Origin of the sequence: Dokdonia sp. Asnod1-B02 (assembly GCF_045063955.1) — a bacterium.
Lineage (GTDB): Bacteria > Bacteroidota > Bacteroidia > Flavobacteriales > Flavobacteriaceae > Dokdonia.
The window spans coordinates 2,393,152-2,419,779 of sequence record NZ_JBEFNW010000002.1; the positions used below are offsets into that span (position 1 = coordinate 2,393,152).

A 26,628-nucleotide genomic window follows, 5' to 3' on the forward strand; every position below is an offset into this window, starting at 1 on the left:
CTTAACCTACTTAAGTATCTTCTATTTTAAACTGAATGATGTTTGAGCAATAAGTACTCCTTTATCAAAAACATTTACTTCGTACTTTCCTTCAAGAAAATCCTTTGTTGTTTTACCTACATTCTCACAGATATCAAGTGCAGTGTTCTCATAGTAAAATTTAGAAATTGCACTATAATTAACAACCTTACCATCAAAGGCAACTTGCTTATTTTCTCCTAGTGTTGCTCCAGAAGGATCAATGATTTGTACATATAACACACGGTCACCAGCTTCGGCAAGTCTGTTTTGTGGTACTGTATAGCAAGCTCTTAACTTATCTACACGTTTGTTATTTGCGTTTTCTACAAGTTTTCCAGAAGAACGCTCTATAACTCCTACTGCTCTAAGCTTGTTGGCTGCAAGCGCAGATCCTAAGGTTACTCTTTCTGCTAGTGCAGAGTTTTCTAACGTAAGGGAGTCCCCTACTCCACGCTGTACTTCAAGTTCATAAGTTGTGCTATCTATACGCATAGCCAGCATCTGGTTACTACCGCGTAGTGAATCGTTTTGAGCAAATAAGAAATCACGCTCATTACGTAATTTAAATACTTCTGCTCTATACTTTCCTAAACTTGCAATAGTTGCATCCTTTTCCTCAATATCACCTATGAGCTTCTGGATTCTATCACGCGCATCATTAAGTTCTGTATCCTTAAGATTATTCTCTTCAATGACTACATCGTATTTACTCACCATTTCTTTAAGATCTGAGAGTACTACGTTCTTTTCCTTTGTGAGTTGGCTCTTTGTATCCTTCTCTTGATTATACAGTTTTACAGCAAAGGCACCGGCTACGACAAGAAGTACTGCAAGAATTCCTGCAATAATCTTAATCCCGTTTCCACTTTTTTCGTTATCCATAATTTAATAGTTGTTTTAATGGTTATACGTTTAATGCAAAGAATTGGATTTTATTATAAACGCTTTAGCGAAAATATTCTTTTTACCATACAATTAACGCCAACTTTTAAAAAATGTTAAAATATATTCAAGGCTTAGATTGTAGGAGATGAGATTCTTAAACATTAGTCTGCTTATACCCGCACTACCATTGATTTTGAAATTCTTAATTTACATACAGCGGCTGGAAGGTTTGGTTATTAGTATTATTCGGTATAGAATAATTAAGCTTTATAAGTATTGAACTTTCATTTTTACGCTTTCGCGAAAGCATAACACCTCAACACACGCTGCTATCACTGTTAACTAATATTAAAAAAGAAACCTACTCAAACTATTTTACGGAAATTGCAGTGATGAATAAAATCTACACAAAACTCAGATTACTATATAGTCAAGTTACTGGAAACATAGGCTTCTTTCCCAGCATTATCGCATTAATGGGACTTGCTTTTGCTTTTTTAATGCTCTACATAGAGGAACAAGGGGTTTCCAAATACTTTATTGACAACTTCCCGTGGCTCGTTATTAATAATGCAGATACTGCTCGCTCCTTGTTGAGTACGTTTATAGGAGGGATTATCTCTCTTATGGTTTTTAGTTTCTCTATGGTGATGCTATTGCTCAACCAAGCTTCGAGTAATTACTCTCCTCGTATTCTTCCAGGTCTTATATCAAATAAAAAACACCAGTATGTATTAGGTTTTTATATTGCTGTAATCATTTATTGCATCATCATATTATTGAGTATTGTTCCTACAGATGATAAGAATCAGCTACCTGGATTTGCAGTACTTGTGGGTATTGTTTTAAGTATTCACGTACTTGCGGCTTTTATCTATTTTATTCACTCTATCTCACAAGCAATACAGATTAACAATATTACAGATCGAATTTTTGTTGCGGCTCACAAGAGGTTACAAGGACTCATTGATAAAGAGAGTGAGGTTCAAGGACTAGATATTTTTGATGATATTTCTGAATGGCATGGATATAAAAGTACCTCGTCTGGATATCTCAATGATATTGCATTTGATTCCCTATCTAAACTAGCCAAAGACTGTGACATCTCCATAAAAATGCTCGTTTCTAAAGGAGAGTTTGTACTTGTAGATGTCCCTATTGTAAAAGTGAATAAAGAACTAGACGAAGAAAATCAGGAGATGCTACAGTCATGCTTTGGATTTTCTCGTAGTGAGATAGTAAAACTCAATTATGTACTCGGTTTTAAACAGCTCACAGAAATTGCAGTAAAAGCAATGAGTCCGGGAATTAACGACCCAGGAACTGCTATAACCTGTATTGACTATCTCACAGAACTCTTTGCTTTGAGAATGCTTAAAAAAGATAATAGCTACGTAGTAAATGATGAAGATAAAGCTGTCGTCTCCTTAGACACTGTTGATTTTGAAGAGCTTATCTATTTTATTTTCGCTAGCTTACGTCAGTACTGTAAATCTGATTTTATAATGATGACAAAAATGTTGACCTCTCTATATTACCTCAAAAATGTAGAAACTATAGACGATAATTATAAGAAAGTAATAGATACACAGGCTCATCTTATTCTAGAAGATGCTCAGGCATATATTAAAAATGAAACAGATTTAAAGAATCTAAAAGAGTTTACTGAAAAATTTAAGTAGAATAAAATAAATCATAACCACCCAGTTCACAATCCTAATAATGCTTCAGGCTAGATTTGTAAAAATGCTTTAGCTACTAGCGATTGTAATACTTGATAAAGTACCTTACGTTTACGTATGCGTTGGTTTTTAGACTTTACAGATTAAAAAAACGCAGTTAATGTAACAAAGTGAAATACTTTCCTACATATAGGGTATGTATAAATCATTTTTTCAAAATATAGCGACAGAGCAAGGAGGTACTTTTTTATACCAAGATCAAGATACTAGTATAGGTGGCGGCATACGCCTTCCTAAAGTACAGTATCTCTTAACAATTCCTGTAGGAGATACTGAGATGAACATCATTAATATCACGGGAAAAGAATTTTCTGGTCATATCTCTATGAAGTTACCAAAACAGCCAGAGAGTCACACTTTTGAACTAACTACAAACTCGCATATTAAATCACTTTTTATAGGCAAATCAAAGCGCTTTAATATCAATAGCGACAGCACTCAAATGACTGATTTTTTAAGAAACAACAGTTATATTGCAATCTTAAAAGAAATTGCTCAAGAAGATAGCTTCCAGCCTATAATTACGGGTACAAACGAGGATGATCATTATCTTTTGATAGCAAAATATCATCTAGAATTTGATAATTGGAATAGTCCTGTGCTTCCACTTATAGATTTATTTAAAGAGTTGCACACACGATTTGTGGTGAACAACGAGCGCTTTTCAAATAACGTAACTATCAGTATGGGGTCTTAAATAACTCCTAACACAATCTTAAACAACTACCGTCTAGCGTAGTAATGCCATAGCTTTGTTACACTTGCCCTTTTACAAAGGGTGAGTATAACAACCAACCTATGAAACACTACGCCATAATAGGAGGAGGTCCCAGAGGACTTTTTGCTCTTGAAAACCTTTTTACTGCGCTCTACAATAACGCTCCAGATGCTCAAATAAAAGTCACCTTATTTGAACCTTTTAAATATCCTGGAGCAGGCTGGGTATGGAATCCTGAGCAAGTGGCGAGCAACTGGCTTAATATTACTGAGCGTGCCTTACAAGACTTACCTGGCAGACCAGAAATAAAACTAGGTGATGATATCATCCCTGCATTTCCCTCATATACGGAGTGGTTACCAGAAGAACAACAAAATCCACCAGCGACGCATCCAGATCAGTTTCCTCCACGGGCAAAGATGGGAACCTACCTTAATGCTCGTTTTGAGACTATTACAAGTGCGCTTAAGGGGTTTGATTTATTAAAGATTGTTGAGGAGACTGTTACCAAACTAACTTATATCGCGCCACACTTTACCGCAATAACATCAACGCAGTCTGTAGAAGAAATAGAAGAAGTGGTCCTCACAATAGGACATCAGGATACGGAGCTCTCAGAGCAGCTGCAAGAATGGAAAGATCACGTTGCACAAACTGATAACGCCCTACTATTTACAGAAGCCTATCCCGTAGAAAAAATGATAGATGCAAACATCACCTCAGAGAGCGTAGTTGCTTTTAGAGGTTTTGGACTTGCAATGATTGATCAGATACGTGCACTCACCTTGCAGCGCGGTGCACATTTTGAGATATTTGATAATGATACCAAAGAAGTAGCTTTTCACGCTGGAGAAAACCATCCACAGCGGTTTGTTCCCTTTTCCTTAGACGGACTTCCTATGGTGCCAAAACCTATAAATAAAGCGGTAGATAAGTGGTTTATGCCAAGTGATGATGCTATAAACGCTTTCGCGAAAGCGATAAATAAAGGCGCCTGCGGCGATCACCCTGCCAAGGATCAATACTTTCTACTAGAAGCAATGGCAGCAGTTGTAGCACCTTTATTTTTAAAATTAGGAGACAAAGCCATACAACACGATCTTACCGAAGAAGAAGTTTATTTCTTGACGATAAATTACCTCAACAATAAATCACTAGCGCATCTCCTACTCCTATCCCAACAAAAACCTGTCTTGCAAATGATGCAACAACAAGTGGAAATGGCAGTAGGAGAAGCACCGGTAAGCCTCGACTATTTTATAGGTCAAGTATGGCGACACTGCCAGCTTACAATCTACAGAGAGTTCTCATATCCAGCAATTGCAGATGATGTAGTGGCAGAAGTTATTGCGCTAGACGAAGCATCAAAACGATATTCTTACGGCCCTCCTGTTGAAAGTATACAACAACTTATTGCGCTTGCAAAAGCAGGATTGTTAGATCTTGACTTTGTAAATAATCCAGAAATCACTTGCGTAGATGGAGGCTGGCAACTTGAATCGGATGGTAATAAGGTTACCGTAGACGTAACGCTTAACTCAGTACTAGACTCACCACAGCTTGTTACGGTAGATACACCAATTATAAAAAACTTACTAGACAACGAGATGATTGAGCCTAAACATACAGATCTAGGCATACGCACAGACGATTATGGTTATGTAGAAGTACCCGAGGGCAAAAGTTTTGTACCACTAGCGGTATTAGGTAGATTATCTAAGGGAAGTGTGATAGGTGTAGATGCAATTTTAGAATGTTTTGGACCGCGCACTATAAGCTGGTCTGAGCGCAGTATAGCCTTAATGAAGAACGAAAAATAAAGAAAATGAGCAGAGGATTTGTAAAAGAAGATGACCAAGAAGAAACTCCTATAATTCCGCCTAGGGCAGCACTACCAGATGGTGTAACAAATTACGTCACTAAACACGGATTAACGCAGCTTAAGGAAGAGCTTAGTACGCTAGATAATAAAATCTCCACCCTAGATGAAACAGATGAGCGCGAGCGCAGGCGCGCACTCGCAGTTCTTAATGGGAAGCGCAACTTACTACTGGAACGCATACAGAGCGCAAGACTACTTGATCATATTAAGGATGAGGGAGAAATACGTTTTGGCGCCACAGTCACCTATACTATCGCTGGTATGCCTAAGCCCATTACCATCCAGATTGTAGGCGTAGATGAGGCTAGTGTAAAAGACAAAAAAATTGCCTTCACCGCTCCTATTGCTAGAGCCCTTATTGGCAAAAAGGTGGATGAAACAACTACATTTCAGCTAGGTAATGAGGAGAAGAAACTCACTATTAAAAATATAGCCTACGTAGAGTAGTATGAGGTTTACGCTTTCGCGAAAGCGTAACAAAGACTCTCAAAAACAAGTTCACATATCGTAACTTTATAACCAAAAATAGAGCTACTCAATCCCTAATTTATCACCTATGCAAACGATTCTATATAAAGCAAACAGTCGAGGAAACGCAAACCACGGCTGGTTACAGAGTTTTCACACCTTTAGCTTTGCGAGTTACCATAACCCCAACCGTATGAACTTTGGAGCGATGCGTGTGCTCAATGATGACACCGTAGCTGCTGGTAGAGGTTTTGATATGCACAGGCATCTCAATATGGAAATTGTATCCATCCCGCTTTCTGGTGATCTAGAGCATAAAGATAGTATGGGTAATCAGACGGTGATTCAGCAAGGTGACATCCAAGTGATGAGTGCCGGGACTGGAATAGATCACAGTGAGTATAATAAAAATAGTGATCGCGAGGTACAGTTTTTACAAATCTGGATTATGCCTAACCAGCGCCCAGTCTCGCCTCGATATGATCAGATTAAAATAAACGAACATCACCTCAAAAATGAATTTGTACAAATACTATCACCAAATCAAGATGATGAGGGCGTATGGATTTACCAAGACGCTTGGTTTCATATGGGGGAGTTTACACAAGAGCAAACGCTTGTACACAAATTACATAAAAAAGGGAATGGCCTTTTTATTTTTGTACTTGAAGGTAGCGCCCACGCCGCTGGCGAACTGCTAGACAGGCGTGATGCTATAGGAGTTTATGACATTGCCGAGCTAGAAATCACTGCACAATCTGATTCCAAAATATTACTTATCGAGGTGCCTATGCAGTTTTAATAGTTGGGCGTTACCTGTCGGTCGGGCTTTCGGCAGTCGCTCTCTACGAGGAGCTTCAACAATTGCCTCTATCCCTAACGCATTACGATTTCTTGTTAATGACAGACATATATTTCTTTAACTCATTTGCAACCTTAGGAGCAAGTATCACAAGCCCTATCATATTAGGTACCATCATCGCAAATACCATTGCATCAGAAAAGCCTATGACCGCTCCTAAACTAGCTGCACCACCAATTACTACAAATATGCAAAAGAGCGTCTTATAGGCATACTCCACTTTTTTACCTCTCCCAAAGAGATAACTCCACGATTGATACCCGTAATAAGACCACGATATCATAGATGAAAAGGCAAAAAGTATCACTGCAAAAGAAAGTAAGTATGGAAACCAAGAAATCCCGCTCTCCAGCGCAGATGCCGTGAGCAAGACGCCTTGCTCATCATTCAAAATTGCCCCTACCACTAGTGTATCTGTTATAATAAGTGCTAAGGCAGTCATTGTACAAACCAGAACGGTATCTATAAAAGGCTCTAGCAAAGCTACTAATCCCTCACTTGCTGGATAATCGGTCTTCACAGCACTGTGTGCGATAGAGGCACTTCCTATACCCGCCTCATTAGAAAAAGCGCCACGCCTAATGCCTTGTATCATCACACCTACAAAACCACCAGTAACACCTTCTGGGCTAAATGCTCCGTCCCATATACTTAGTAATGCTGCAGGCAAAGCGTCTATATTTAGCCCTATTACTGTGAGCACGGCAAGTACATACATCACCACCATAGCCGGAACAATTTTATCTGTAACCGTGGCTATTTTCTTTATTCCTCCTATGATAACGATGCCTACAAGTATGGACATTATAAGTCCAAAAAGCCATCCCTTACCATAAAACCAACTTTGCTCTGCTCCCGTGACGTGTTCGAATAACTTAAATGCTTGATTTACCTGAAACATATTACCTCCGCCAAAAGACCCACCTATACACATTATAGCAAAAACAACAGCTAGCACCTTTCCTAGTTTTGTGAATCCTTTACTCCTGAGACCTTTACTCAAATAATACATAGGCCCTCCATATACAGTTCCATTTGCTGCTACTTCTCTATAAGAAACACCTAGCGTACACTCAACAAACTTTGATGACATACCTAGCAACCCGACAACAATCATCCAGAAAGTTGCACCTGGACCACCTATAGAAAGTGCGATTGCAACACCTGCAATATTACCAAGTCCTACTGTTGCAGATAATGCTGCTGTGAGGGCTTGAAAGTGACTTACCTCTCCCTGCTCACTTTCATCTCTTATAGTGTCAGGTATATCTACTGTGGGTGTATGCATTTCTCCTCCCTTTTCTATTGCATCATACTTACCTCGCACAACCTGAATAGAAGTCCAGAAACCTCTTACATTAATAGCTTTAAAATAGAAGGTGAAATATGTAGCTCCAGCAATAAGAACGATAAGTACCCAAGGCAAGCCCACATTTTCTGTAATGGGAATTTGCCACATTACTGCATCTACAAACCAGCTAGTTGCCTTATCAAATTGTTCATTAATACGCTCATCTAGAGAGCTATTTTGAATACATAAAAAGAGATTCATAGTATATGTTTTTGATCTTCTCAAAAGTCATATACTTATGCTCACTATAAAAGGTTACGTAGTGTTCAAAAAGACATAGTTATGTACTTAAGTACTTCTTAACCCTCTTGTTTTATAGAAGCGTGTTGCAGTAAATCATTTGCTTTTGCAAATGCAATTAGTCGTTCCTTACCTCCTGTTCCGCTTATGCTTAGCATCTTTTTGATTTGGTGTATATGAGCTTGAAAACCATCTAGCGAGATGTGCATCGCCTCTGCCATCTCTCCATAAGACATTGTATCACCATATAACCCTAAGTTACCTAAAACTTCTTTTTGCCTGTCTGAGAGTTCAATCTTATGTGCTGCTTTGAGCGTTTTAAGCTCAGACTTCATATTTTTTATAGTATCAAGATGGCTTTCATTTGCCAGTGTAAGTTGCTCTTGATTTTTAAGTAGTCTACTATTTTCAAGGGTGAGTGATGCCGCTCTACTTTCTTCTTGTTCTTTTTCTGATAAGAATTTCCAACTATATAACAAGATGGAAAATAATAATATAAAGAGAAACTTAAATGATATAGAGGTCACCGCTCCTAAAGCATCCCAACTTTCTGTAAGTGGGGTATTCTCTATATAGCTATAAGGTATAATGCGATGCGTCACTGCAATTACAATCAGGATAAAAAGAGCAATTACAGGGATTACCATAAATCGCATATCTCTATTATTAAATGCTTTATGCAACTCGATAAGTAATGCCACCGCCACAACAATAGAAATAGGGATATCTATAAGCCAGATAAGTGTATTGCTTATAGCTGTATTATTATATGAGGTTACTATAAAAACAAAAGCGATCATCACCAGTATCCCTAAAAAAAAGCGCACAAACTCACGCTCTGTAAAACGTTCTACTAGTCGTACAACTAGGCTACGCTCTTTGTTATGTTCTATAGATGGTAATGAGAGTAAAATACACAGCGAGTTTACTAAGGAAAAAAGTACACCTAGATAAATGATAGACCTACCGTTATAATTACTATCAAATATACCTCCTAGTACAAGGTTAGCTAATGCGCCCACTCCCCAAATTAAAATTGCCCAGCCAAACCATTTTATGCCGTTTACAGCCTTTAAAGAAGCTCCGCGTTGTAATTCTTTAAAGTAAATACGTTGTATGACAACAGCCGTAATAAGACAGACAATGGCAGTAACGGTGTAAACAGTGGTCGTGAGCATAGAGTACTAATATAAGAGATTGTTTGCTATTAAATAGACCTCTGTAATTTTGATTGTTTTACATTACGCTTTCGCGAAAGCGTAACAAAACCATTTTAAAAGCTACTTACATACAAACTTATATAAATGATTATTACGACTACAAATAGTATACAGGGCAGAGAGATCACACAGTACTTAGGTGTGATTACAGACTTCATCTATGCAAAGATTTACGATACTAAGGGGCTTAGTTTTCGAGATTCACTCAATAGAGATAAGATTTATGAACGAAGTGAGGAAGGAATAGATGCTGCAAAACAAGAAGTACTCAAGAAACTGGAAGCCAAAGCTAAAGAAATGGGAGCTCACGCGATTGTAGGAGTTACAATGGATGTAGAGGTAATAAATGAAGGTTTTAAATTAGGAATCTCTTCAATGGGAACTGCTGTAGTATTGAGATAAGGATACATATAGAACACTGTGAGATTCGCGATTTTATTAATCGACAGCTTAGCGGTATCTGACGTTCTAAAATCTTAAATCTTTCCCATTTAATATGGCTTTAAGAGAGTTAAGCATTTTTAAGGATAGTTTTATATAACCAACCATTCCAATAAAATGAATTTCACTCTCAAAAACTTCTTGCAAGGTTTTGGCATCATTGCTGTCATTTTAACATTGTTACCTCTTATTGCCGTAGATTACTGGTGGATACGCATTTTTGATTTTCCGCATGCGCAGCTTACGGGGCTTACGTTCATTGCTATCCTTACCTACTTCATACGGTTTGACATAAAGTATTACAAAGATTACCTTTTTGTAATCATTCTTATAGGTTGTTTCTTATTTCAGTTAAGTAAAATTTATGCTTACACGCCATTTGCAGATTTTGAAGCTCAAGAAAGCACAATTACTGACTCATCAAATACATTAAAAATTTACACAGCCAATGTATTACAGAAGAATGAAGAGTACCAACTTCTACTCGACCAAGTAGCCGAAAAAAATCCTGACATTGTACTGCTCATGGAGACTGACCAACTGTGGCAAGATGCCGTACACAAAACATTATCTGCATCATATCCTTTTAGTATGCTGGAGCCGCTAGACAATACTTATGGAATGTTGCTATACTCTCGCTTACCTATGTCTCAAAACAAAATTAATCACCTTGTAGATAAAGAGATTCCATCTATGGAGGCGATTGTTACCTTGGAGAGCGGTAATCAATTTCAATTATTTGCCATCCACCCTACTCCACCTATGCCACAGCATAATCCTATGAGCTCAGACAGAGATACAGAGATGATGACTACGGCACTTCGTGTTTACAAAAGAGAAATGCCCGTAATTGTAATGGGCGATTTTAATGATGTTGCCTGGTCTGAGACTACCTCATTGTTCAGAAAGACAAGTACATTACTTGATCCTCGAATAGGTCGTGGTTTTTACAACACATTTAACGCAAAAAATGTGCTCATGCGCTGGCCATTGGATCACTTATTTATTTCTGAAGAGTTTCGTGTAAAGACTTTAAACCGCACAAAAGATATCAAATCTGATCATTTCCCGATGTATACGGAACTTACTTTTGAACCAGAGAAAGCAAAAGAACAAAAAGCCGAAAAACCATCCAAGGAAATCCTAGAGAGAGCACAATCCCAATTAAAAGAACAGCATCTTCTAAATATGGAAATGCCTACAATTTCTAGTGATTAAAGTTTATCTATATTTATAGTCTAACTCACTGTTCATGCGCTTTATTCTATTACTATTTGTATGCTGTATTTGTGTCGTTGCTTGCGATAAAACTCCTCAAGTAAAGGCTGCATTACATCAAAATCATATTAGGCATCAAGAGGATACTATTGGTTTTGCTCAATATTCATGGCAAATGGATAGTATAATCAGTAGAATGGATGACGCAGATAAACTGCCAAATTCTGAAACCTACAAAGCTGTAATATGCCCACATGATGATTATGGATATGCTGGAGGATTGTATTACAAAACCCTCTCTGGAATAAAAGCCAAAACAATTATCCTTGTGGGCGTAGCTCACAGAGCAAGAAATTTTGATTTACAAGATCGTATCATTTTTGGGAGTTATGATAGTTGGCAATCTCCCGATGGCAACATACCTGTAAGTAACCTTAGAGATAAACTCCTCACTAAACTCAAAAAAGAAACATACGTCGTGCATGATTCTATGATGCAGTTAGAACATTCTCTAGAAGCTATAACCCCTTTTTTAAAACGTAAAAACCCTGCTCTAGAAATCATACCTATACTAGTTCCTTACAACACATTCCAAAACATGCAGTTATTTTCTGATGATATAGGAAGTGGTATTGCTGCGCTTATGAAGGAAGAGAAGCTTAAATATGGTAAAGATATTGCTGTCGTAATTTCTAATGATGCTATACATTACGGTTCTGAGGGCTGGGGAAGCGGTAATCTCGCTCCCTTTGGCACAGACAGTACAGGGACAGCTCAGGCTAGGCAGAAGGACCTTGATATTGTAAAGGAGACCTTGCAGGGAGAACTTACCACAAAAAGGATTAAAAAGTTCAATGATATAACCATTATGGCTGACGATTATAAGTCTTATAAATGGACTTGGTGTGGTAGATACTCCACTCCATTTGGCTTACTGCTTGCAAATCGCATTGAGCAACTTACGGGAGCGTCTAGTGAAGATGGAAAACTTCCGCACCTCACTGGTACGTTTATAGACTGGCGATCTAGCCTACACAATACTCATATTAAGGTTGACGATTTACGCATGGGGCATACCGCACAGGCAGATAGCACGCACTGGGTAGCTTATGTAGGTATGTCTTATCAATAAAATTATAATTTCTCGATGATGTAAGTTGTTAGGTGTTACGCTTTCGCGAAAGCGTACCTATCCTCAATACTAGCTTTAACATTAATTGTAACTATTTTAACCCGAGCTTAATACTTAAAGGCTCGTCTATCTTGTATCTTACTGATTATGATATACTCAGATAAAACAGAAAACAAGAACAACGCTTTTTTAACAGAAACTATCGAATATTTAGAAAACAAGGGATTCGAAAATATTAAGGCAGATGCCGAAGGTTACGACACTCCTATTTCCTTTAAAAGACAGGAAACAGGAAATTCTCTTACTCCAGATATCGTAGCAGAAAAACGTGGTATCAAATACTTCTTTGAAGTGAGTTTAAAAAGTTCGAAACCAAAATTATTAAAATCTAAGTGGTTACTTCTAGACACCTTAACTAGAATGAAAGATTATCGCTTTAGAATCATAACAACCAAAGGACATCTAAGCTTTACAAGAGATATGATTGCAGATACTAATCTCAATAAAGATTTCATTCGCATATAAATTTCAATACAGTACAATTACCTAAAGGGTCTTGCTTATATAAGCAGGACCCTTTTTTATTAACATATTTTAATAGTACTATGGCAACTATTTAGGAGAAAAGAAATGTACATTGAAAAAAATATTTCTTGTGAATAAAAGACTACTCTTCTTTAATAAAATGTTTGGCTTATCTATTGTATCTCTGCTATTTATAGCGTGTGCTGTACATCGCGATAATTATAGAGATAAAGATAATAGTACTTTTTTTGACTCCAATTCTAGAGAATACACGAGTATATTTTCTATAGCCAATGCTGGTGCAGCCTCGAAAGGTCCAAATAGCCAACTAATCGTCTCATTAGAAAAAGAATTTGCATCGTTATCAAAAGAAGATGACTATCTCTTATTTTTAGGAGATAATCTACATAATAGCAATCTAGAGGATAGCCAAGTTTCATCTCAACTAGATGCACAATTATCGTTATCTACATCATTCAAAGGAACTTCATTATTTCTTACTGGAGAGCAAGAATGGAATGAGAGAGGTGTAAAAGGTCTTGAAGATATTGAAACTTACATTGAAGACTTTTATAAGGAAGAAGATCACTTTTTACCTAAAAATGGTTGTCCGCTAGAGGTGATAAGCGTGAATGATGAAATAGAGCTTATACTCATAAACTCACAATGGTATATAGAAGACTGGAGTAAAACGGACGGTATTAATGATAAATGCGAGTTAAAGACAAGAGTACAATTTAATACCCTGCTCGCTGGTGAGATGCGTAAAGCTCGTCATAAAACTGTGCTTATTGCTATGCATCACCCTTTATACTCAAATGGTATTTACGGTGGAGAAATCCCGTCTACAGTTGTATATAAGCCTACTTCAGAAAATGCATACATACCACTCGCAGGAGCATCGTTATCATTTTTAAGATCACAAGGAGGTCTATCTAAGCAAGACCGCTTTAACCCTCTTATGAACGACTTAATGTCTACCATAGAACTGGCTGCGTTTGATGTTCCTAAGGTAATTATAGTTTCTGGTCACGAACGCTCATTACAGTATATAGATCACGGAGCTATAAAGCAAGTAATTTCGGGAACGGGAAGTAGTGTAAAACCTGCCCGTTTGAGTAAAAGAGGACTATTTACCTCAACAAAACCTGGATATACAGAAGTAAGGATTTATGAAGACAACTCATCATCTGTGCACTTCTTTACATTACAAAACGGCACGTTTAAAGAAGCCTTTAGCCAGAGAGCTTTTAAACAACCAGAACCTTACGATCTTGATTCACTTCCTACGGTATTTCCTAAAACGGTGAAGGCTTCTGTGTATCCTGCAGAGGCTGTAAAGAAATCTGAGAAGTATGAAAAATTCTGGGGTAAGCATTATCGATACGTATACGGAGTTGATGTAGAAGCACCCGTTGTACTACTCGATACCCTATATGGAGGACTTACTGTAGAAAGAGCAGGTGGCGGAAACCAGACTAACGGTTTGCGTCTAGTAACAAAAGACGATAAAGAGTATAACATGCGAGCCATTGCAAAAGACCCAATCGCCTTTCTTAAATCTGCTGGATATAATGATCTCGATGGAGAGAGTTATTTTAAAGGAACAGTGCCGGCGAGTGTTATTAAAGATTTTTACACGGCTGCACATCCTTATGGTGCTTTTGCTATCCCTAGGCTAGCAGGTGCGATAAAATTACCACATACGCATCCTAAATTATTCTATGTACCTAAGCAAAAGCTACTAGGAGATTTTAATAAAACACATGGTGACCAATTATATATGATAGTCGAAAAACCTGATGGTGATTTTGACGATTCACATATGTTTAGGTTTAGTAAAGAGGTAGAAAGCACTCAGGATCTTTTTAAAGAACTGCGCGAAGATGATCAAAATCAACTTGATGAAAGAACTTATATAAGAGCTCGCATTTTTGATATGCTCATAGGTGATTGGGATAGACATGAGGATCAATGGCGCTGGGCACAAAGCCAAGTAGATGAGAAAGAAGGAACTACCATATACACTGCTGTACCTAGAGATCGCGATCAAGTGTTTGCAAAGTTTGATGGTTCATTTCTTACCTCCATGCAAAAAGTGATGAGTGGTTTGAGACAGTTTGGTAATTACGGCCCAGATATTCCATACATAGAACAATTTAGCCAGAGCGCTATTAATCTCGACCGGGCCTTAGTGATGCATTCAGATAAGTCTGTGTGGATAGAAGAGATGAAGTATATCCAGCAAAATATCACACCTGAAGTGGTAAAAAAGGCTTTTAGTGAGGCTCCAATTGAAATTCAAGATGAGATATGGAAAGGTATTCAAACTGATCTTCTCTCACGTAAAGACAACCTAGAGGATATTGTACAGAGGTACTACAAGCACTTTCTAGAGTTTCAAGTGCTCAAGGGAACTGACAAAGACGACCATTTTGATATCCAGAATCTTGCTAATGGTGAGGTACGTGTAACCGGCTATAGAATTAAAGATGGTGAAAAAGGAAACGTATTATTTGATCGTACTTTTAATCCTGTTGATACTAAAGATATCTGGATTTATGGACTTGATGACAAAGATGTATTTGACGTGCAAGGTGAACATAAAAGTGCGATTAACATTGTGTTATCTGGAGGATTAGACAATGATACTTATGAAATTATTGGTGGAAATAATGTTACCATATACGATCAAAAATCTACTAAAAATAAGATTGTAGATAAAGGGAATGCGACAAGGCACATAGATGACATTTATGAAAACCGCATTTACGATGCAGAGAGAACACCTAAAAAAGGAGGAAGCTTTGGTCTTGAGGCGGTCTATAATCCAGATGAAGGTTTCTCTCCTAGAATAAAATTTGGAAAATCTACTTTAGGATTTGAAAGAAATCCTTTTACTACAAAATTTGAGTTAGATGCTCGCTATATTTCCCTTACCCAAGCAGGTGATGTTAAACTATCATGGCATAAAGCGCACCTTTTTCATGACTGGAATTTCAAAGTTTTTGGACGAGCAACTACTGCAAATTTTACAGAAAACTTTTTCGGAGAAGGTAATAGTTCACTGTTCAACACTAGCAACTCTTTTGACGCAAACCGCATTAATATGCAGTATCTCAAAGGTGGTATAGGGATGTACTACAATGGAGAATATGGAACTACTTCTGAGATTGACATATCTTATGAAGATATAAATGTGGGACCTCAAAATAATACTAGCATAGTAGATGCTCGTTATTTTGTAGTAACAGGGCTCTATAATTATCATAGTATCGATGATGAGCGATTCCCTACTCGCGGGATGGATGTGACTATAAGAGGAAGTTTTCTTGATGAAGTAACTAGTACTAATACTGTAGGAATGCTAGATCCTCGTCTTACGCTTTGGAATGCAATAGATAGATCTCGTGATCTTGTACTTAAAACTAGTCTAGCGGGACAGTTGCGCTTTGGAAATGATATACCGTTCTATAAAGCAGCTTCGTTAGGAGCAAATACAGGGTTGAGATCTTATAGGCAAGATCGTTTTATAGGCAAACAAGCGCTTACAGCTTCGGCAGATCTGGCTTTCCAACTGAAACCTATTAAAACTGCCTTTTTCCCGTTGAGAATAGATATGTATGCAGGTTATGATACTGGAAGAGTCTGGAGTGATTTAACAGAAAGCAGCACACTACATTATAGTTATGGTGGTGGTGTTAACCTTTCAACCGCTAGCGCTCTCAAAGGAAATATAAGCTATTTTGAAGGTCCTGAAGGTGGAAGACTAGGCTTCGGAATATCACTCGGATTATAATAGACTACTAGTTTTAGAGTTACGCTTTCGCGAAAGCGTGAAAAAGAAATTTACCCCCTAAAAAAAATCAAGTCTTAGTCTTCTACAACCTACACAAATTCAAAAATAGTACATATAAAAAAGCTCCCTATTTGGGAGCTTTTTTTATGCATTAATGCGAGATTTTAAAATCTTGCTATAAAGGATTATTACAATCTTACACCAAATCTAAAATCGATTCTCATACCATCTTCACCAGCAAACGCTCCTAGTTGGCCAGATACAGTATCTACCATATTTAACCAGAAACCACCACCAAAGTCATTGTGCCACTTCTCACTATCTTCTCCATCAAGCCAAACACGACCTACATCTCCTCCACCAAAAATACCTATCTGAATAGGAATTAAGCCTGTAGAAAATCTATTAAAACTATATCTCAAATCTGCCGAACCAGCTAGGGATGATTCTCCTGTAAATCTATTAAATCTATATCCTCTCAAACCAGAATTTGCACCTAATGATGCGGCTTGATAGAACTCATAGTCATCACCTATAAGAACTTGGGCTTGCACAAGTGTTTTAAGGACAAGTTTTCTGTTTTTAGATAGTGCATTGTAGAACCCTAATTTAGGATTTACATATGCATACATTCTACTACCATCGCTTATATTGCGCTTTGCACCTATTACTGTTGCAAAATCCATCCCTCTCGTAGGGTTAGCTTGGTTATCTGCACTTACATAAGTATAAGCTCCCTCTACACCTATAAAAGATTGCCCTCCAAAGAAATTACTGCGATCTGGTGTAAATAAGCTAGCGTCATCAATCACTCGGCCACCTGTAGGTTCAATTTCAATACGCTCATAATTAAATACAAATCGCAATCTACTACCAAAGGTATTATCACTCTCTACTCCTATATGAGCGCCTACTTCTCCATTACGAACTCTATTAAAGTCAAGACCTAAATCATCATCGTTATTTACAGTCTCGTTACCAAAACCAAAGAAGTTACGAGAAAATGCTTCATTTGTAAACTTCCCTCCTATCAATAAATTCCACTGTCCAAAGGCGTTTGCAAAATTTCCTTCATATTTTAAGCTGAGTGATTCTGTTGCAAATGAGTAGGTACCATTAAGAACGTGCTTGCTGCTGAATGGATCATTCTTAAAACCGTTAGTAGTAAACACATCATTTACTCCTATCAAGAAACCATCATCAGGATTAAAACCTATGGCTGGTAAAATATTATTTGCATAACTCTTTTTCTTTAAAGGGTCATAGGTGTTAAACGAATAGATATTTGACATTTTAAAACTTGCTCCTCCTTTTTCTTTTATCGTATTAGGAAGCGTCTTATGCTCATAAACCTTGAGGCGACGACCGTCTTTTATCTCATAGATATCGTTGTTTTGTCCTCCTACAATTTTCATTCTTATAGGCGACTTTCCTTCTCCACTTACCTTAAAGCTATCATCATCATCAAGACCATAAATCCATATCTCGCCAGTCTCATCAGAATTTATAATGCGATCTACAAAAGGAGTTTGAACTTCGCCATCTTTAATCCTCGATATCTGGACTCTAGTCTCCTTATCGTTACGTGTAATTTCAAAATGATCATCTTTATCTGTTCCGGTAAGTACTACTAGCGAAGCCAGGTAATCATAATATTCACCTGCTATGTCAACGATATTACCTCTTCGTTCTTTAAGGCTTTTCTTAATCTCATCTACACCTACGTCTTGCACTTCGAGAGGTAGTTTTGTAAATGCTCTAGCGATATCTTCATCACTAAGATTATCTTGAATGTATTGAGCTTGTGCTATCCAGTCCTTCTTTACAGAATTCTTGGTGAGCGCTCTATCCATTTTTATACCTGCCTCATTAATCCACTTTACATTTTCTAGATCTCCATCATAATTTTGAAACTGTCTAGACGCTGGAATTAATGTTTTGAGTAATCCTAAAATAGCACCATCAAATTTTGAAAAAACCTGATCTCTATCTCTTGGAATAGGCTTGTATATTTTCTTTCCATCACTATCAAAACGCGCCCATCTCCACTGGTCTGCATGACGATCCCAGTCACCTATGAGCATATCAAAAATACGCGCTCGTAGATAGGAGTCCTCATTTACTTGATACTTCTCATCCTTACGTAAGTTTTCATATAGATCATCTGTACTATCAATACTATCAGGATTTCCAAAAGAAGGAACATCTAGAAAATCTTCGTCTGGGCGTTCTTCTATAATATATAGTTCATTACCGTAATCTGCATTGTACTTACCTAATGCATCATGTTTTGGAACATAAATTAAGCTAGGATTTGTGTGATAAATACCCACTGCATCAGAGAGCTCTGCCACAGCAAGAGAAGCATATGGATGTGCAGATGTATAGAAATCTAAGATTAAATCCTCTGTAAATGTATCTCTGAATTCTTCTTGAACAAAAACCTCTTTAAAAGCAACACTTTGCAAGAACTGCACGGCGCTCTTTCTCACTGCTCTTAAATTATAAGCTCTTCCGTCTTTATCTTTTAATCGTAATGATCTTGTCTGGTGACCACCACCCTTACGGTCAACTGTAAATCCGCCCATAAGTGTGTCTAGCGTAGCAACTTTAGCCGTTACTGGAGTTCCGTAAACAGCTCTATAATGATCTCCCCATAGTGACTCATGTACATCCGACACATCTGTATTATTTTGTGCATACACCGTAGCCATCACAGTCTCTGGATATATATCTGGTAGCGAGTCTAAATTTACTTCTTTGCGAGGAGCAAAAATTTCCTTTGTATAAAGTAAAGTAGGTTCTCCTTGATTTGCTGCATAAAATCTTACAGATGAAGACTCATCTTCATATACGTCCAGAATAGCAAATCCTTGACCTCCGTAAGAAAACAAACCATCGTCTCCTAAAGCTGCGGCACTGTTCTTTGCTCCTGCTCCGCTCACGATTTGCTTTATACCATCATGCTCTATGTACTGGATACTATGCTCATGTCCTGATGCAAAAATCACCTTATCTGTATCTCTCGCAAGTACAGAAATACGTTGCATTAACTCATTATATTGCTTGTTATAGCGATCTTGAATTGATACTCCACCCTGTGATCTTACTTGAGTGACAAGAGACGCAAGAACTGGTAGTGGTAAATTACTCTGTGTAGGATATAACTGCTTCCTTATACCATATTTACCACCATGAATCCCATTTGTATACATAGGGTGGTGCATTGCTACAAGTATTGTCTTTTCGTTATTCTTTTTGAACTCATTTTCTATTTCTAAAAATAAATCAGTTCTGTTTCTTATATCGCAATTATCATTTATTGTAGGATGCTTGTCCCAGTCTTCTAGATACCACTGCGTATCAATGATCATCAACTCTACAGAGTCGCTTATGCTTTTCATTTCAATAGGACATCCATTTTCAGGTTGAAATGCCTCCTTATCATCTAGCGCATCTTCTATATACTTCTCTTGACGCTTTACACCTTCTACGCCATCTGCATACCAATCATGGTTTCCTGGAATAAAAATGGTTTTACCCTTAAAATTTTGGACTGCTGCTACCTGTATGTTTAATCTGCGCTCAGCTTCGGCTCTTTCTGGGTGTTTTTTTGATGGAAGTCCCGCATCATAAATATTGTCACCTAAAAAGATTGCATAGTCATTCTCTGTCTGTGCCGTGTCTATCACTTTCTTAAATGCGTCAAGAGCATAGGTGCTACCACCATCTTTATCTCCTCCTGCATCACCTATAAGGTAGAAAGTTTTATGTATACGCTTTCGCGAAAGCGAACTATTATCAAAACGAGAAGGCTCGCTTGACTCATCTGCATATTTGGGAGAATAAGTCGCACAACTACTAAGCAAAATGGCTACTGAGAAGTTAAGAAAACGGTAATATTTGTTCATGTCCTTGTTTTTAATGTACATTAGAGGTCTAACAGGCTTATAGTAACTATGACTGAACTACTAGAAAAGACAGATAGATTTATTTCTGAACTATTTGATAATGAACTACCTAAGACATGTATATATCATAACTATGTCCATACCAAACGAGTACTTAAAAGTACCCAAGAAATAATTGATAATAGTGAAGAAAGTCTTAAAGATGAAGAAAAGCTCATCTTACAGCTTAGCGCACTACTACATGACATAGGATATGTAGATGGAACCGAAAATCATGAAGCACGCAGTGCAGAAATGGCTGAAACGTTTTTGAAAGAACAGGGCGTTGAGGCTTCTATTATAGAAGAGGTGAAAAAAGTGATTCTTGCCACAGACATGCGCGTAGAACCACAAACATACCTAGAACAAGTTTTAAGAGACGCAGATGCTTCACATTTTGCTAAGGATTATTTTCCTGAGGCTAGTGAATATTTACGTCAAGAATTAAAAATAAAAGGTATTAAAGAGTTTACCACAGAGGAGTGGAATAAGGCAAATATTGAGATGTTTACGATAAAGCATCGCTATTATACGCACTATGCCCAAGAAAACTGGAAACCGAAAAAAGATAATAACCTAAATGATCTCACCAAAGCAAGAAAGAAAGCTAAAAAGGCACGTAAAAAGGAAAAACTAAAAGTACAGCTTAAAGATGCTAGCCCAGAAAAAGGTATCCAGTCTATGTATCGCATCGCGCTACGCAATCACATTAAATTAAGTGATATTGCAGATACTAAGGCAAACATATTGCTATCTGTAAATGCGATTGTGATTTCTCTTGCTCTTGCAAACCTGATCCCAAAACTAGAGTCTCCTAGTAATGCGCACCTTATCTATCCAACGGCGGTATTTGTACTTTTTGCCATGATATCGATGATTATGTCAATTATTGCTACACGACCTAATGTAACAAGGGGTGAGTTTGACAGAGAAGATGTAAAATTGAAAAAGGTGAACCTATTGTTTTTTGGTAATTTTCATAAAATGAAACTTGAAGATTATGAATGGGCAATAGGAGAAATGCTTCAAGACAAAGATTATATCTACTCTGCCCTTACTAAAGATTTATACTTTCTAGGAGTTGTACTCGATAGAAAATACAAGCTCTTAAGAATAACCTATAATATTTTTATGGTGGGTATCATTATATCTGTACTAACGTTTGCTGTGTTCTTTGCTTACAGAGATCAAGCAGTAGAAGTCATGGAGGACGTGGAAAGTCTCACTAATATGGTGACAACACTATTATAAAAAGCAAAACGGGTTCTTTACAGAACTCGTTTTTTTATGCTTTCTTAATTTTTTATTTCCTCAATGAGATCTTCATAGGTGTAAAATTCTTTTGTCTCTTTACCTATTACTTTTTTATATAATACATTCACACGAATAGCCTTTAATCCGGTAACAGCTTGTAAGTCTTCTAGCTCAAGAATTTCTACTTCATTACCTAAGTGATTCTTTAACTGTAAGAAGTTAATGTATCTGAGATACTCTTGCTCATCTGCTTCTTGTGAGTAGACTATAGTGATTTTTCCAGCTTGTGTTATACGTTCTGTAGTTCCTTTTATGAAAGCCTTATCTACACGCTTCTTTACAACTTCATAACGAGCGTTGTAAGTTCCATCTACATCAAATCTTTTCTCATCCATACGGTATCGTACAGATAATGATGTATTAAATACAAGAATCATAGACGCTACCTCAAGTGGATGATCCATTTTTTGCGCAAGCGAGAAATGCTCATTTTCCATCTCGCACATTACTTGTAGCTGCCACAACCTTAAGTTGTAGAGATAAATCTTATTAAAGCTATTATGCTTTGTTATAGACTCACCTACATACATATTATGCTCTACTCCGTCTGTTTTAAAAAGTTCAAAAAAGTGAGGATACATCATCTGCGCCTCTTTTTGTTTGCGCTGTAGTACAGACGCTAGACGCTTATTTAATAGCATTACAGATTCATCATAAAACTTACGATGGCGGTATACGAGACCCAGACTATCTTCTATCTGGCTTCTGTATGCTGTAATCAACTCATTAAGTTCGTCACTTTTTTTAAGCAAGTGCGTAAATAATGGCCTGATATTCTCACTCAAGAAATTTAAAATCTTACGTTCACTATCTACCTCTAGCTTCTCTTCTGTTTTTTCTAAAAATATATTAAGATTGAAAATAAGTTGCTCATAGATAGGTAGACTTTCATTAGTCTTGGCCGCTTCTAATATCGCAATGGCATTATGTAACTGTAATAAGATATCTTTTTGAGTCGCAGCATTACGAGACTCAGAAGATCCTTTAATATCAATCTGTCCAAATAACGGATAAACATCTTTAAATACAACATCCCTATATTGAACGTTATTATCCCCTTCTATCTGTAATCTTAAATATCGTTTTGCTTCCTTTTCAAATTTCCAGTACACACTTTTATGAATAGATGTACATTCATTTTGAATAATTAGGTCTATTTCATTTTCTTGTTGCTCCTTGTTACGTAATACAGCATCAATAAGATACGGCATTATGTCTGCAAGCTTATTTGCATTTATACTATTAAGCGCTCCTTTATTAGGCGAGGCTAGCTCTAGAATACCTAATAAAACACCTTTGTGACGTATTGGGGCTAGAATAACACTCTTTATCCCCTGGTCATAAAGATTTTGATACATCTTTATACTCTTATCGCTTTTATGATGTTTTGCAATATCTGAAACCGCAAAGTAGTCTCCAGTATTAAATACAGCATCATAAGACCCTTTACAAAGTATCGTATTACACGACGCTTCTGTATCTCCATATAAGAGATAACTACTTATGTCCTTAAATGGCACAAGCTCAAAAGCCTCATCTTCCTTATTATAATTAGAAAAACCTATTTGTAATTCTGGAAGGTCAAAAATGGCTTGAAAAATTCTATGGAAGTCATGTGTAAAGTTTATGTCCTCATCTTCATAACGAAGTAAGCCAGACTTAAAATCTGATATTGAAACTTCGGTAGTGGCATCATATAAATTTGCTATCACAAAGCCTTTGAAAATATAACTGTGCGGAGGAAATTTTTCTTTCCACATCTCTATATTATCAAAATTATCTAGCAGTACATTTACTTCTTCTTCTGTTATTTGAGGTGTTCCTTCCTTACGTTCTATATCAATATAATCCCCATTATAGAGCATTCTATAAAAACGTGTCATTCCCAAACCATCAGGAATTTCATAGTAAAATGGACGTCTAAAGTCAATTTTAAAACCATAATACTGCATTAGGATAATACTACATCCCATGAGATAGTAATGGTCTGCATTAAAATTCTTTATCTCTGGAATAAAATTATCGCCTGCATTGAGAAGTATGTTATCATACCTCTGCGTAGATTGTAGCACAGCCTCTTGAAAAGGCATAGATGCAATTTTTATTTCATTCTGCTGCAGTACTTCTGGAAATAGCTCACTAAGAAGATCATCAATTTGATTCTTATAGCTCCCTATAGTATCTAGATTATTTATTCCTGATTCTAATTCTGGATAGTCAGAAATAATTTCCATTATTTCTGTTGCACGTCTTTTTAATCTTAAATTATCTGAAGTAAGATTGTTTTTATAATGACTCACTAATTTCCCTACACTAAAATGTAATTCTAGTGGAAACTCTTGATCTTTAAAATGTACTCCGCTTTTCATAAAATGGGTCTTCAAAACTCCTCTTCTCTTCTTTATTAATAACTGTAAACCTTATTTTTGTTATAATAAAAATATGATCTCATGAAACAATTACTAATTCTTGTAATTTTATTCTCTTTATTCTCCTGTGGAGATAATAATAGTACTCCTATAAAAGGTACCGCTGCTGGTATGGCTGATGGTACGTCACTTATCTTAGAGGAATTAGGGCCTAATAATAAACGTATTCCTTTAGACACTGCCGTTGTAAATGCTGGTAAATTCACTTTTACAAAAGCTATAACAGAAGGCACTGGTTTATTAATACTAAGTGAAGCTACAGCTACTAGCCAACTTTTGCTAGTAAAAGATGAGCAACCACTTACTCTAACTCTGTACAAAGATAGCTTATCTAGCTCTTTAGTCACAGGTAGTATAGAAAATGAGTTGTTTAATAATTATCGTAAGACTGCTATGCAGACTAACAAAAAGAGACAACAGCTCATTCAAGAGATGCAAAAGGCACAGAGAGAAACAGATGGAATTAAGGTAAACATTATCCGTGACCAAATAGCAGCCATGGACACGCAATTTATTACCGATAAAAAAGCAGTAGTTGAGAAAAATACTGACAAAATGGTCTCCGTAATTGCACTATCTGACTTAATAAATGAGAAAGTCTTGAAAATTGAAGAGTCCGAAGCATATTATAATAGTCTTTCTGAGGATATTCAAAACTCTACTGTGGGAGAAAGTGTAGAAAACTATATCGCACAACTCAAGTCACAACGTATCGCTAGCGGACTTGCCAGTATAGGAAATAAAGCTCCTGAGTTTACCGCAAAAACTCCAGAAGGTAAAGAACTTTCACTCTCAGAGACTTTAGGTAAATACACCATCATTGACTTTTGGGCTTCATGGTGTCGCCCTTGCCGTATGGAAAATCCTAATGTTGTAAATGTGTATAATCAATATCATGACAAAGGTCTTAATATTATAAGTGTATCTCTTGATAGACCAGACCAAAAAGAAAGATGGCTACAAGCTATAGAAAAAGATAAAATGGACTGGTATCATGTTTCAAACTTACAGTTTTGGCAAGATCCTATCCCTAGAAGTTATGGAGTACGAGCAATACCTGCGACATTTTTACTAGATGAAAATGGCGTTATTATAGCAAAAGATCTAAGAGGTCCTGCACTAGGAGCAAAAATGAAAGAGCTCTTAGGCGAAATTTAGATTTATTCTTCACAAACAATTCTAAAAAGCATCGCTCCTATCGCGATGCTTTTTTACATTTACTATAATGTTACTACTACTATTCTCAATATTTATCATAGGGCCACTACTCCCCTTGCTTCCGGCGACACACTGGAGCATACGCTTTTTTGATTTTGTGAGAATTCAAACAGTAGTTATTCAGCTACTTTTATTAGGAGTTGCATTTATATCCTGGGAGGTCTTCACTGTGACACACATAGTATTTATCGCTGTGATGATAGCGGTACTTTTATTTCAATTATGGCTCATTAGACCCTACACACCTTTTTATCACAGACGCAAGCCTAAGGCAGAGTTCCACAAAGAACAGCTCACACTCGTTACCGCAAATGTATTGCAGACTAACACGAACTACGATAAATTTATAACTATCATAAAGGAGAGCAATCCTCATATATTTATCACCATGGAGTCTGATCAAAAGTGGGATAAAGAAATATCTCAAGCTTTTCCAGAGTATACTCACACCGTAAAAGCTACACTGGATAATTTTTATGGAATGCATGTGTATTCAAAAATTCCGTTTCAATCATCAGAGATTAAATATCTTGTAGAAAAGGACATTCCATCCATACATTGTGAGATAACATATGCAGACCAGCCTTTTAATCTTATAGCAATACACCCTGCTCCTCCTAGTCCATCAGAAAACGAAACTTCAAAAGAACGTGATGCCGAGTTGATGCTCGTAGGTAAGCAATGCAGAGAATCTAAGGACGCAACCGTAGTTTGCGGCGATCTCAATGATGTGGTGTGGTCTAAGACTTCTAGACTTTTTAGCAAAATCACAGGATATCTAGACCCGCGCGTAGGTCGTGGTCTCTATCCGTCCTTTCATGCAAATTACTGGTTACTCAGATTCCCTCTTGACCATTTATTTTATTCAAAAGATCTTCATGTAACACACATGAAAAGACTGGCATATTTTGGTTCAGATCATTTTGCTATGTACTATAACATAGCATTTCCTATGGTAAATATTGATGTTGCAAATCCTAAAATTACTACAGAGGACAAGGAAAATATTCAGGAGATAATAGGCGATGGGATTCTTTCGGCTAGAGCTTCACAAAATCATTAAGCGGAGGATTATTATTTTTTCACGCTTTCGCGAAAGCGTAACATTCCCACATTACTTCTTAATATTTACTCAAAATACCTTACTACAGGCGTTAATGATGGTTAAAGCCCTTGTGAACGCCAACAAGCAGAAGTAAATTGAAATCCAACT

General features: G+C 37.0%; 18 protein-coding genes. 13 read left to right on the top strand and 5 right to left on the bottom strand.

Translation table 11 applies throughout. From position 1 onward, the window contains the following. Positions 1–21: 21 nt before the first annotated feature. The gene (locus ACJJVU_RS10895; RefSeq protein WP_339844938.1) at positions 22–903 is read right to left on the bottom strand and encodes a hypothetical protein; all 882 of its coding nucleotides are present in this window, start codon (positions 901–903) and stop codon (positions 22–24) included. A 395-nt stretch (positions 904–1,298) separates the two neighbouring features. Here ACJJVU_RS10895 and ACJJVU_RS10900 point away from each other — a divergent pair, with 395 nt between their 5' ends. From ACJJVU_RS10900 to ACJJVU_RS10920, 5 genes are all read left to right on the top strand, one after another. Further along, the gene (locus ACJJVU_RS10900; protein ID WP_405225265.1) at positions 1,299–2,588 is read left to right on the top strand and encodes a DUF2254 domain-containing protein; all 1,290 of its coding nucleotides are present in this window, start codon (positions 1,299–1,301) and stop codon (positions 2,586–2,588) included. Positions 2,589–2,784: 196 nt separating this feature from the next. After that, positions 2,785–3,345, top strand: a complete 561-nt coding sequence (locus ACJJVU_RS10905; RefSeq protein ID WP_405225268.1) for a hypothetical protein — start codon at positions 2,785–2,787, stop codon at positions 3,343–3,345. 101 nt (positions 3,346–3,446) lie between these two features. Then, positions 3,447–5,186: an FAD/NAD(P)-binding protein gene (locus tag ACJJVU_RS10910; protein ID WP_405225271.1), complete on the top strand. Its 1,740-nt coding sequence runs from the start codon at positions 3,447–3,449 to the stop codon at positions 5,184–5,186. Positions 5,187–5,191: 5 nt separating this feature from the next. Continuing rightward, positions 5,192–5,695 (top strand): GreA/GreB family elongation factor, encoded by a 504-nt coding sequence (locus ACJJVU_RS10915; protein ID WP_405225274.1) that lies wholly within the window; start codon positions 5,192–5,194, stop codon positions 5,693–5,695. Positions 5,696–5,804: 109 nt separating this feature from the next. After that, a complete protein-coding gene (locus ACJJVU_RS10920) occupies positions 5,805–6,518 on the top strand; it encodes a pirin family protein (RefSeq protein WP_405225277.1) in 714 nt (237 codons plus the stop codon). Between the two features lie 82 nt (positions 6,519–6,600). Here the strand turns inward: ACJJVU_RS10920 and ACJJVU_RS10925 are convergent, their stop codons facing one another. Further along, entirely contained in the window at positions 6,601–8,130 is a 1,530-nt protein-coding gene (locus tag ACJJVU_RS10925; RefSeq protein ID WP_405225280.1) for an alanine/glycine:cation symporter family protein, read from the bottom strand. 98 nt (positions 8,131–8,228) lie between these two features. Continuing rightward, positions 8,229–9,347 (bottom strand): hypothetical protein, encoded by a 1,119-nt coding sequence (locus ACJJVU_RS10930; protein WP_405225283.1) that lies wholly within the window; start codon positions 9,345–9,347, stop codon positions 8,229–8,231. Positions 9,348–9,473: 126 nt separating this feature from the next. Here ACJJVU_RS10930 and ACJJVU_RS10935 point away from each other — a divergent pair, with 126 nt between their 5' ends. The 5 genes from ACJJVU_RS10935 to ACJJVU_RS10955 all read left to right on the top strand — a co-directional run bounded on the left by ACJJVU_RS10935 (position 9,474) and on the right by ACJJVU_RS10955 (position 16,504). Next, the gene (locus tag ACJJVU_RS10935; protein WP_339844956.1) at positions 9,474–9,791 is read left to right on the top strand and encodes a heavy metal-binding domain-containing protein; all 318 of its coding nucleotides are present in this window, start codon (positions 9,474–9,476) and stop codon (positions 9,789–9,791) included. 156 nt (positions 9,792–9,947) lie between these two features. Then, complete coding sequence (locus tag ACJJVU_RS10940) at positions 9,948–11,048, top strand: endonuclease/exonuclease/phosphatase family protein (RefSeq protein WP_405225286.1); 1,101 nt, start codon at positions 9,948–9,950, stop codon at positions 11,046–11,048. A gap of 34 nt (positions 11,049–11,082) precedes the next feature. Further along, positions 11,083–12,180, top strand: a complete 1,098-nt coding sequence (gene amrB, locus ACJJVU_RS10945; RefSeq protein WP_405225289.1) for an AmmeMemoRadiSam system protein B — start codon at positions 11,083–11,085, stop codon at positions 12,178–12,180. A 147-nt stretch (positions 12,181–12,327) separates the two neighbouring features. After that, positions 12,328–12,705, top strand: a complete 378-nt coding sequence (locus tag ACJJVU_RS10950) for a hypothetical protein (protein WP_405225292.1) — start codon at positions 12,328–12,330, stop codon at positions 12,703–12,705. A gap of 130 nt (positions 12,706–12,835) precedes the next feature. Then, positions 12,836–16,504 (top strand): hypothetical protein, encoded by a 3,669-nt coding sequence (locus ACJJVU_RS10955; RefSeq protein ID WP_405225294.1) that lies wholly within the window; start codon positions 12,836–12,838, stop codon positions 16,502–16,504. 188 nt (positions 16,505–16,692) lie between these two features. On the opposite strand, the gene ACJJVU_RS10960 is transcribed toward ACJJVU_RS10955, so the two are convergent. Beyond that, positions 16,693–20,415: a metallophosphoesterase gene (locus ACJJVU_RS10960; protein ID WP_405225297.1), complete on the bottom strand. Its 3,723-nt coding sequence runs from the start codon at positions 20,413–20,415 to the stop codon at positions 16,693–16,695. A 48-nt stretch (positions 20,416–20,463) separates the two neighbouring features. Between ACJJVU_RS10960 and ACJJVU_RS10965 the strand changes: the two genes are divergently transcribed. Next, on the top strand, positions 20,464–21,705 hold the full coding sequence (locus ACJJVU_RS10965; RefSeq protein ID WP_405225300.1) for a Pycsar system effector family protein: 1,242 nt from the start codon (positions 20,464–20,466) through the stop codon (positions 21,703–21,705). Positions 21,706–21,749: 44 nt separating this feature from the next. Here the strand turns inward: ACJJVU_RS10965 and ACJJVU_RS10970 are convergent, their stop codons facing one another. Then, positions 21,750–24,137, bottom strand: a complete 2,388-nt coding sequence (locus ACJJVU_RS10970) for a GAF domain-containing protein (RefSeq protein ID WP_298324345.1) — start codon at positions 24,135–24,137, stop codon at positions 21,750–21,752. 81 nt (positions 24,138–24,218) lie between these two features. On the opposite strand from ACJJVU_RS10970, the gene ACJJVU_RS10975 reads away from it, so the two are divergent. Further along, on the top strand, positions 24,219–25,355 hold the full coding sequence (locus tag ACJJVU_RS10975; protein WP_339844973.1) for a TlpA disulfide reductase family protein: 1,137 nt from the start codon (positions 24,219–24,221) through the stop codon (positions 25,353–25,355). 67 nt (positions 25,356–25,422) lie between these two features. Then, on the top strand, positions 25,423–26,478 hold the full coding sequence (locus ACJJVU_RS10980; RefSeq protein ID WP_405225305.1) for an endonuclease/exonuclease/phosphatase family protein: 1,056 nt from the start codon (positions 25,423–25,425) through the stop codon (positions 26,476–26,478). Positions 26,479–26,628 lie beyond the last annotated feature (150 nt).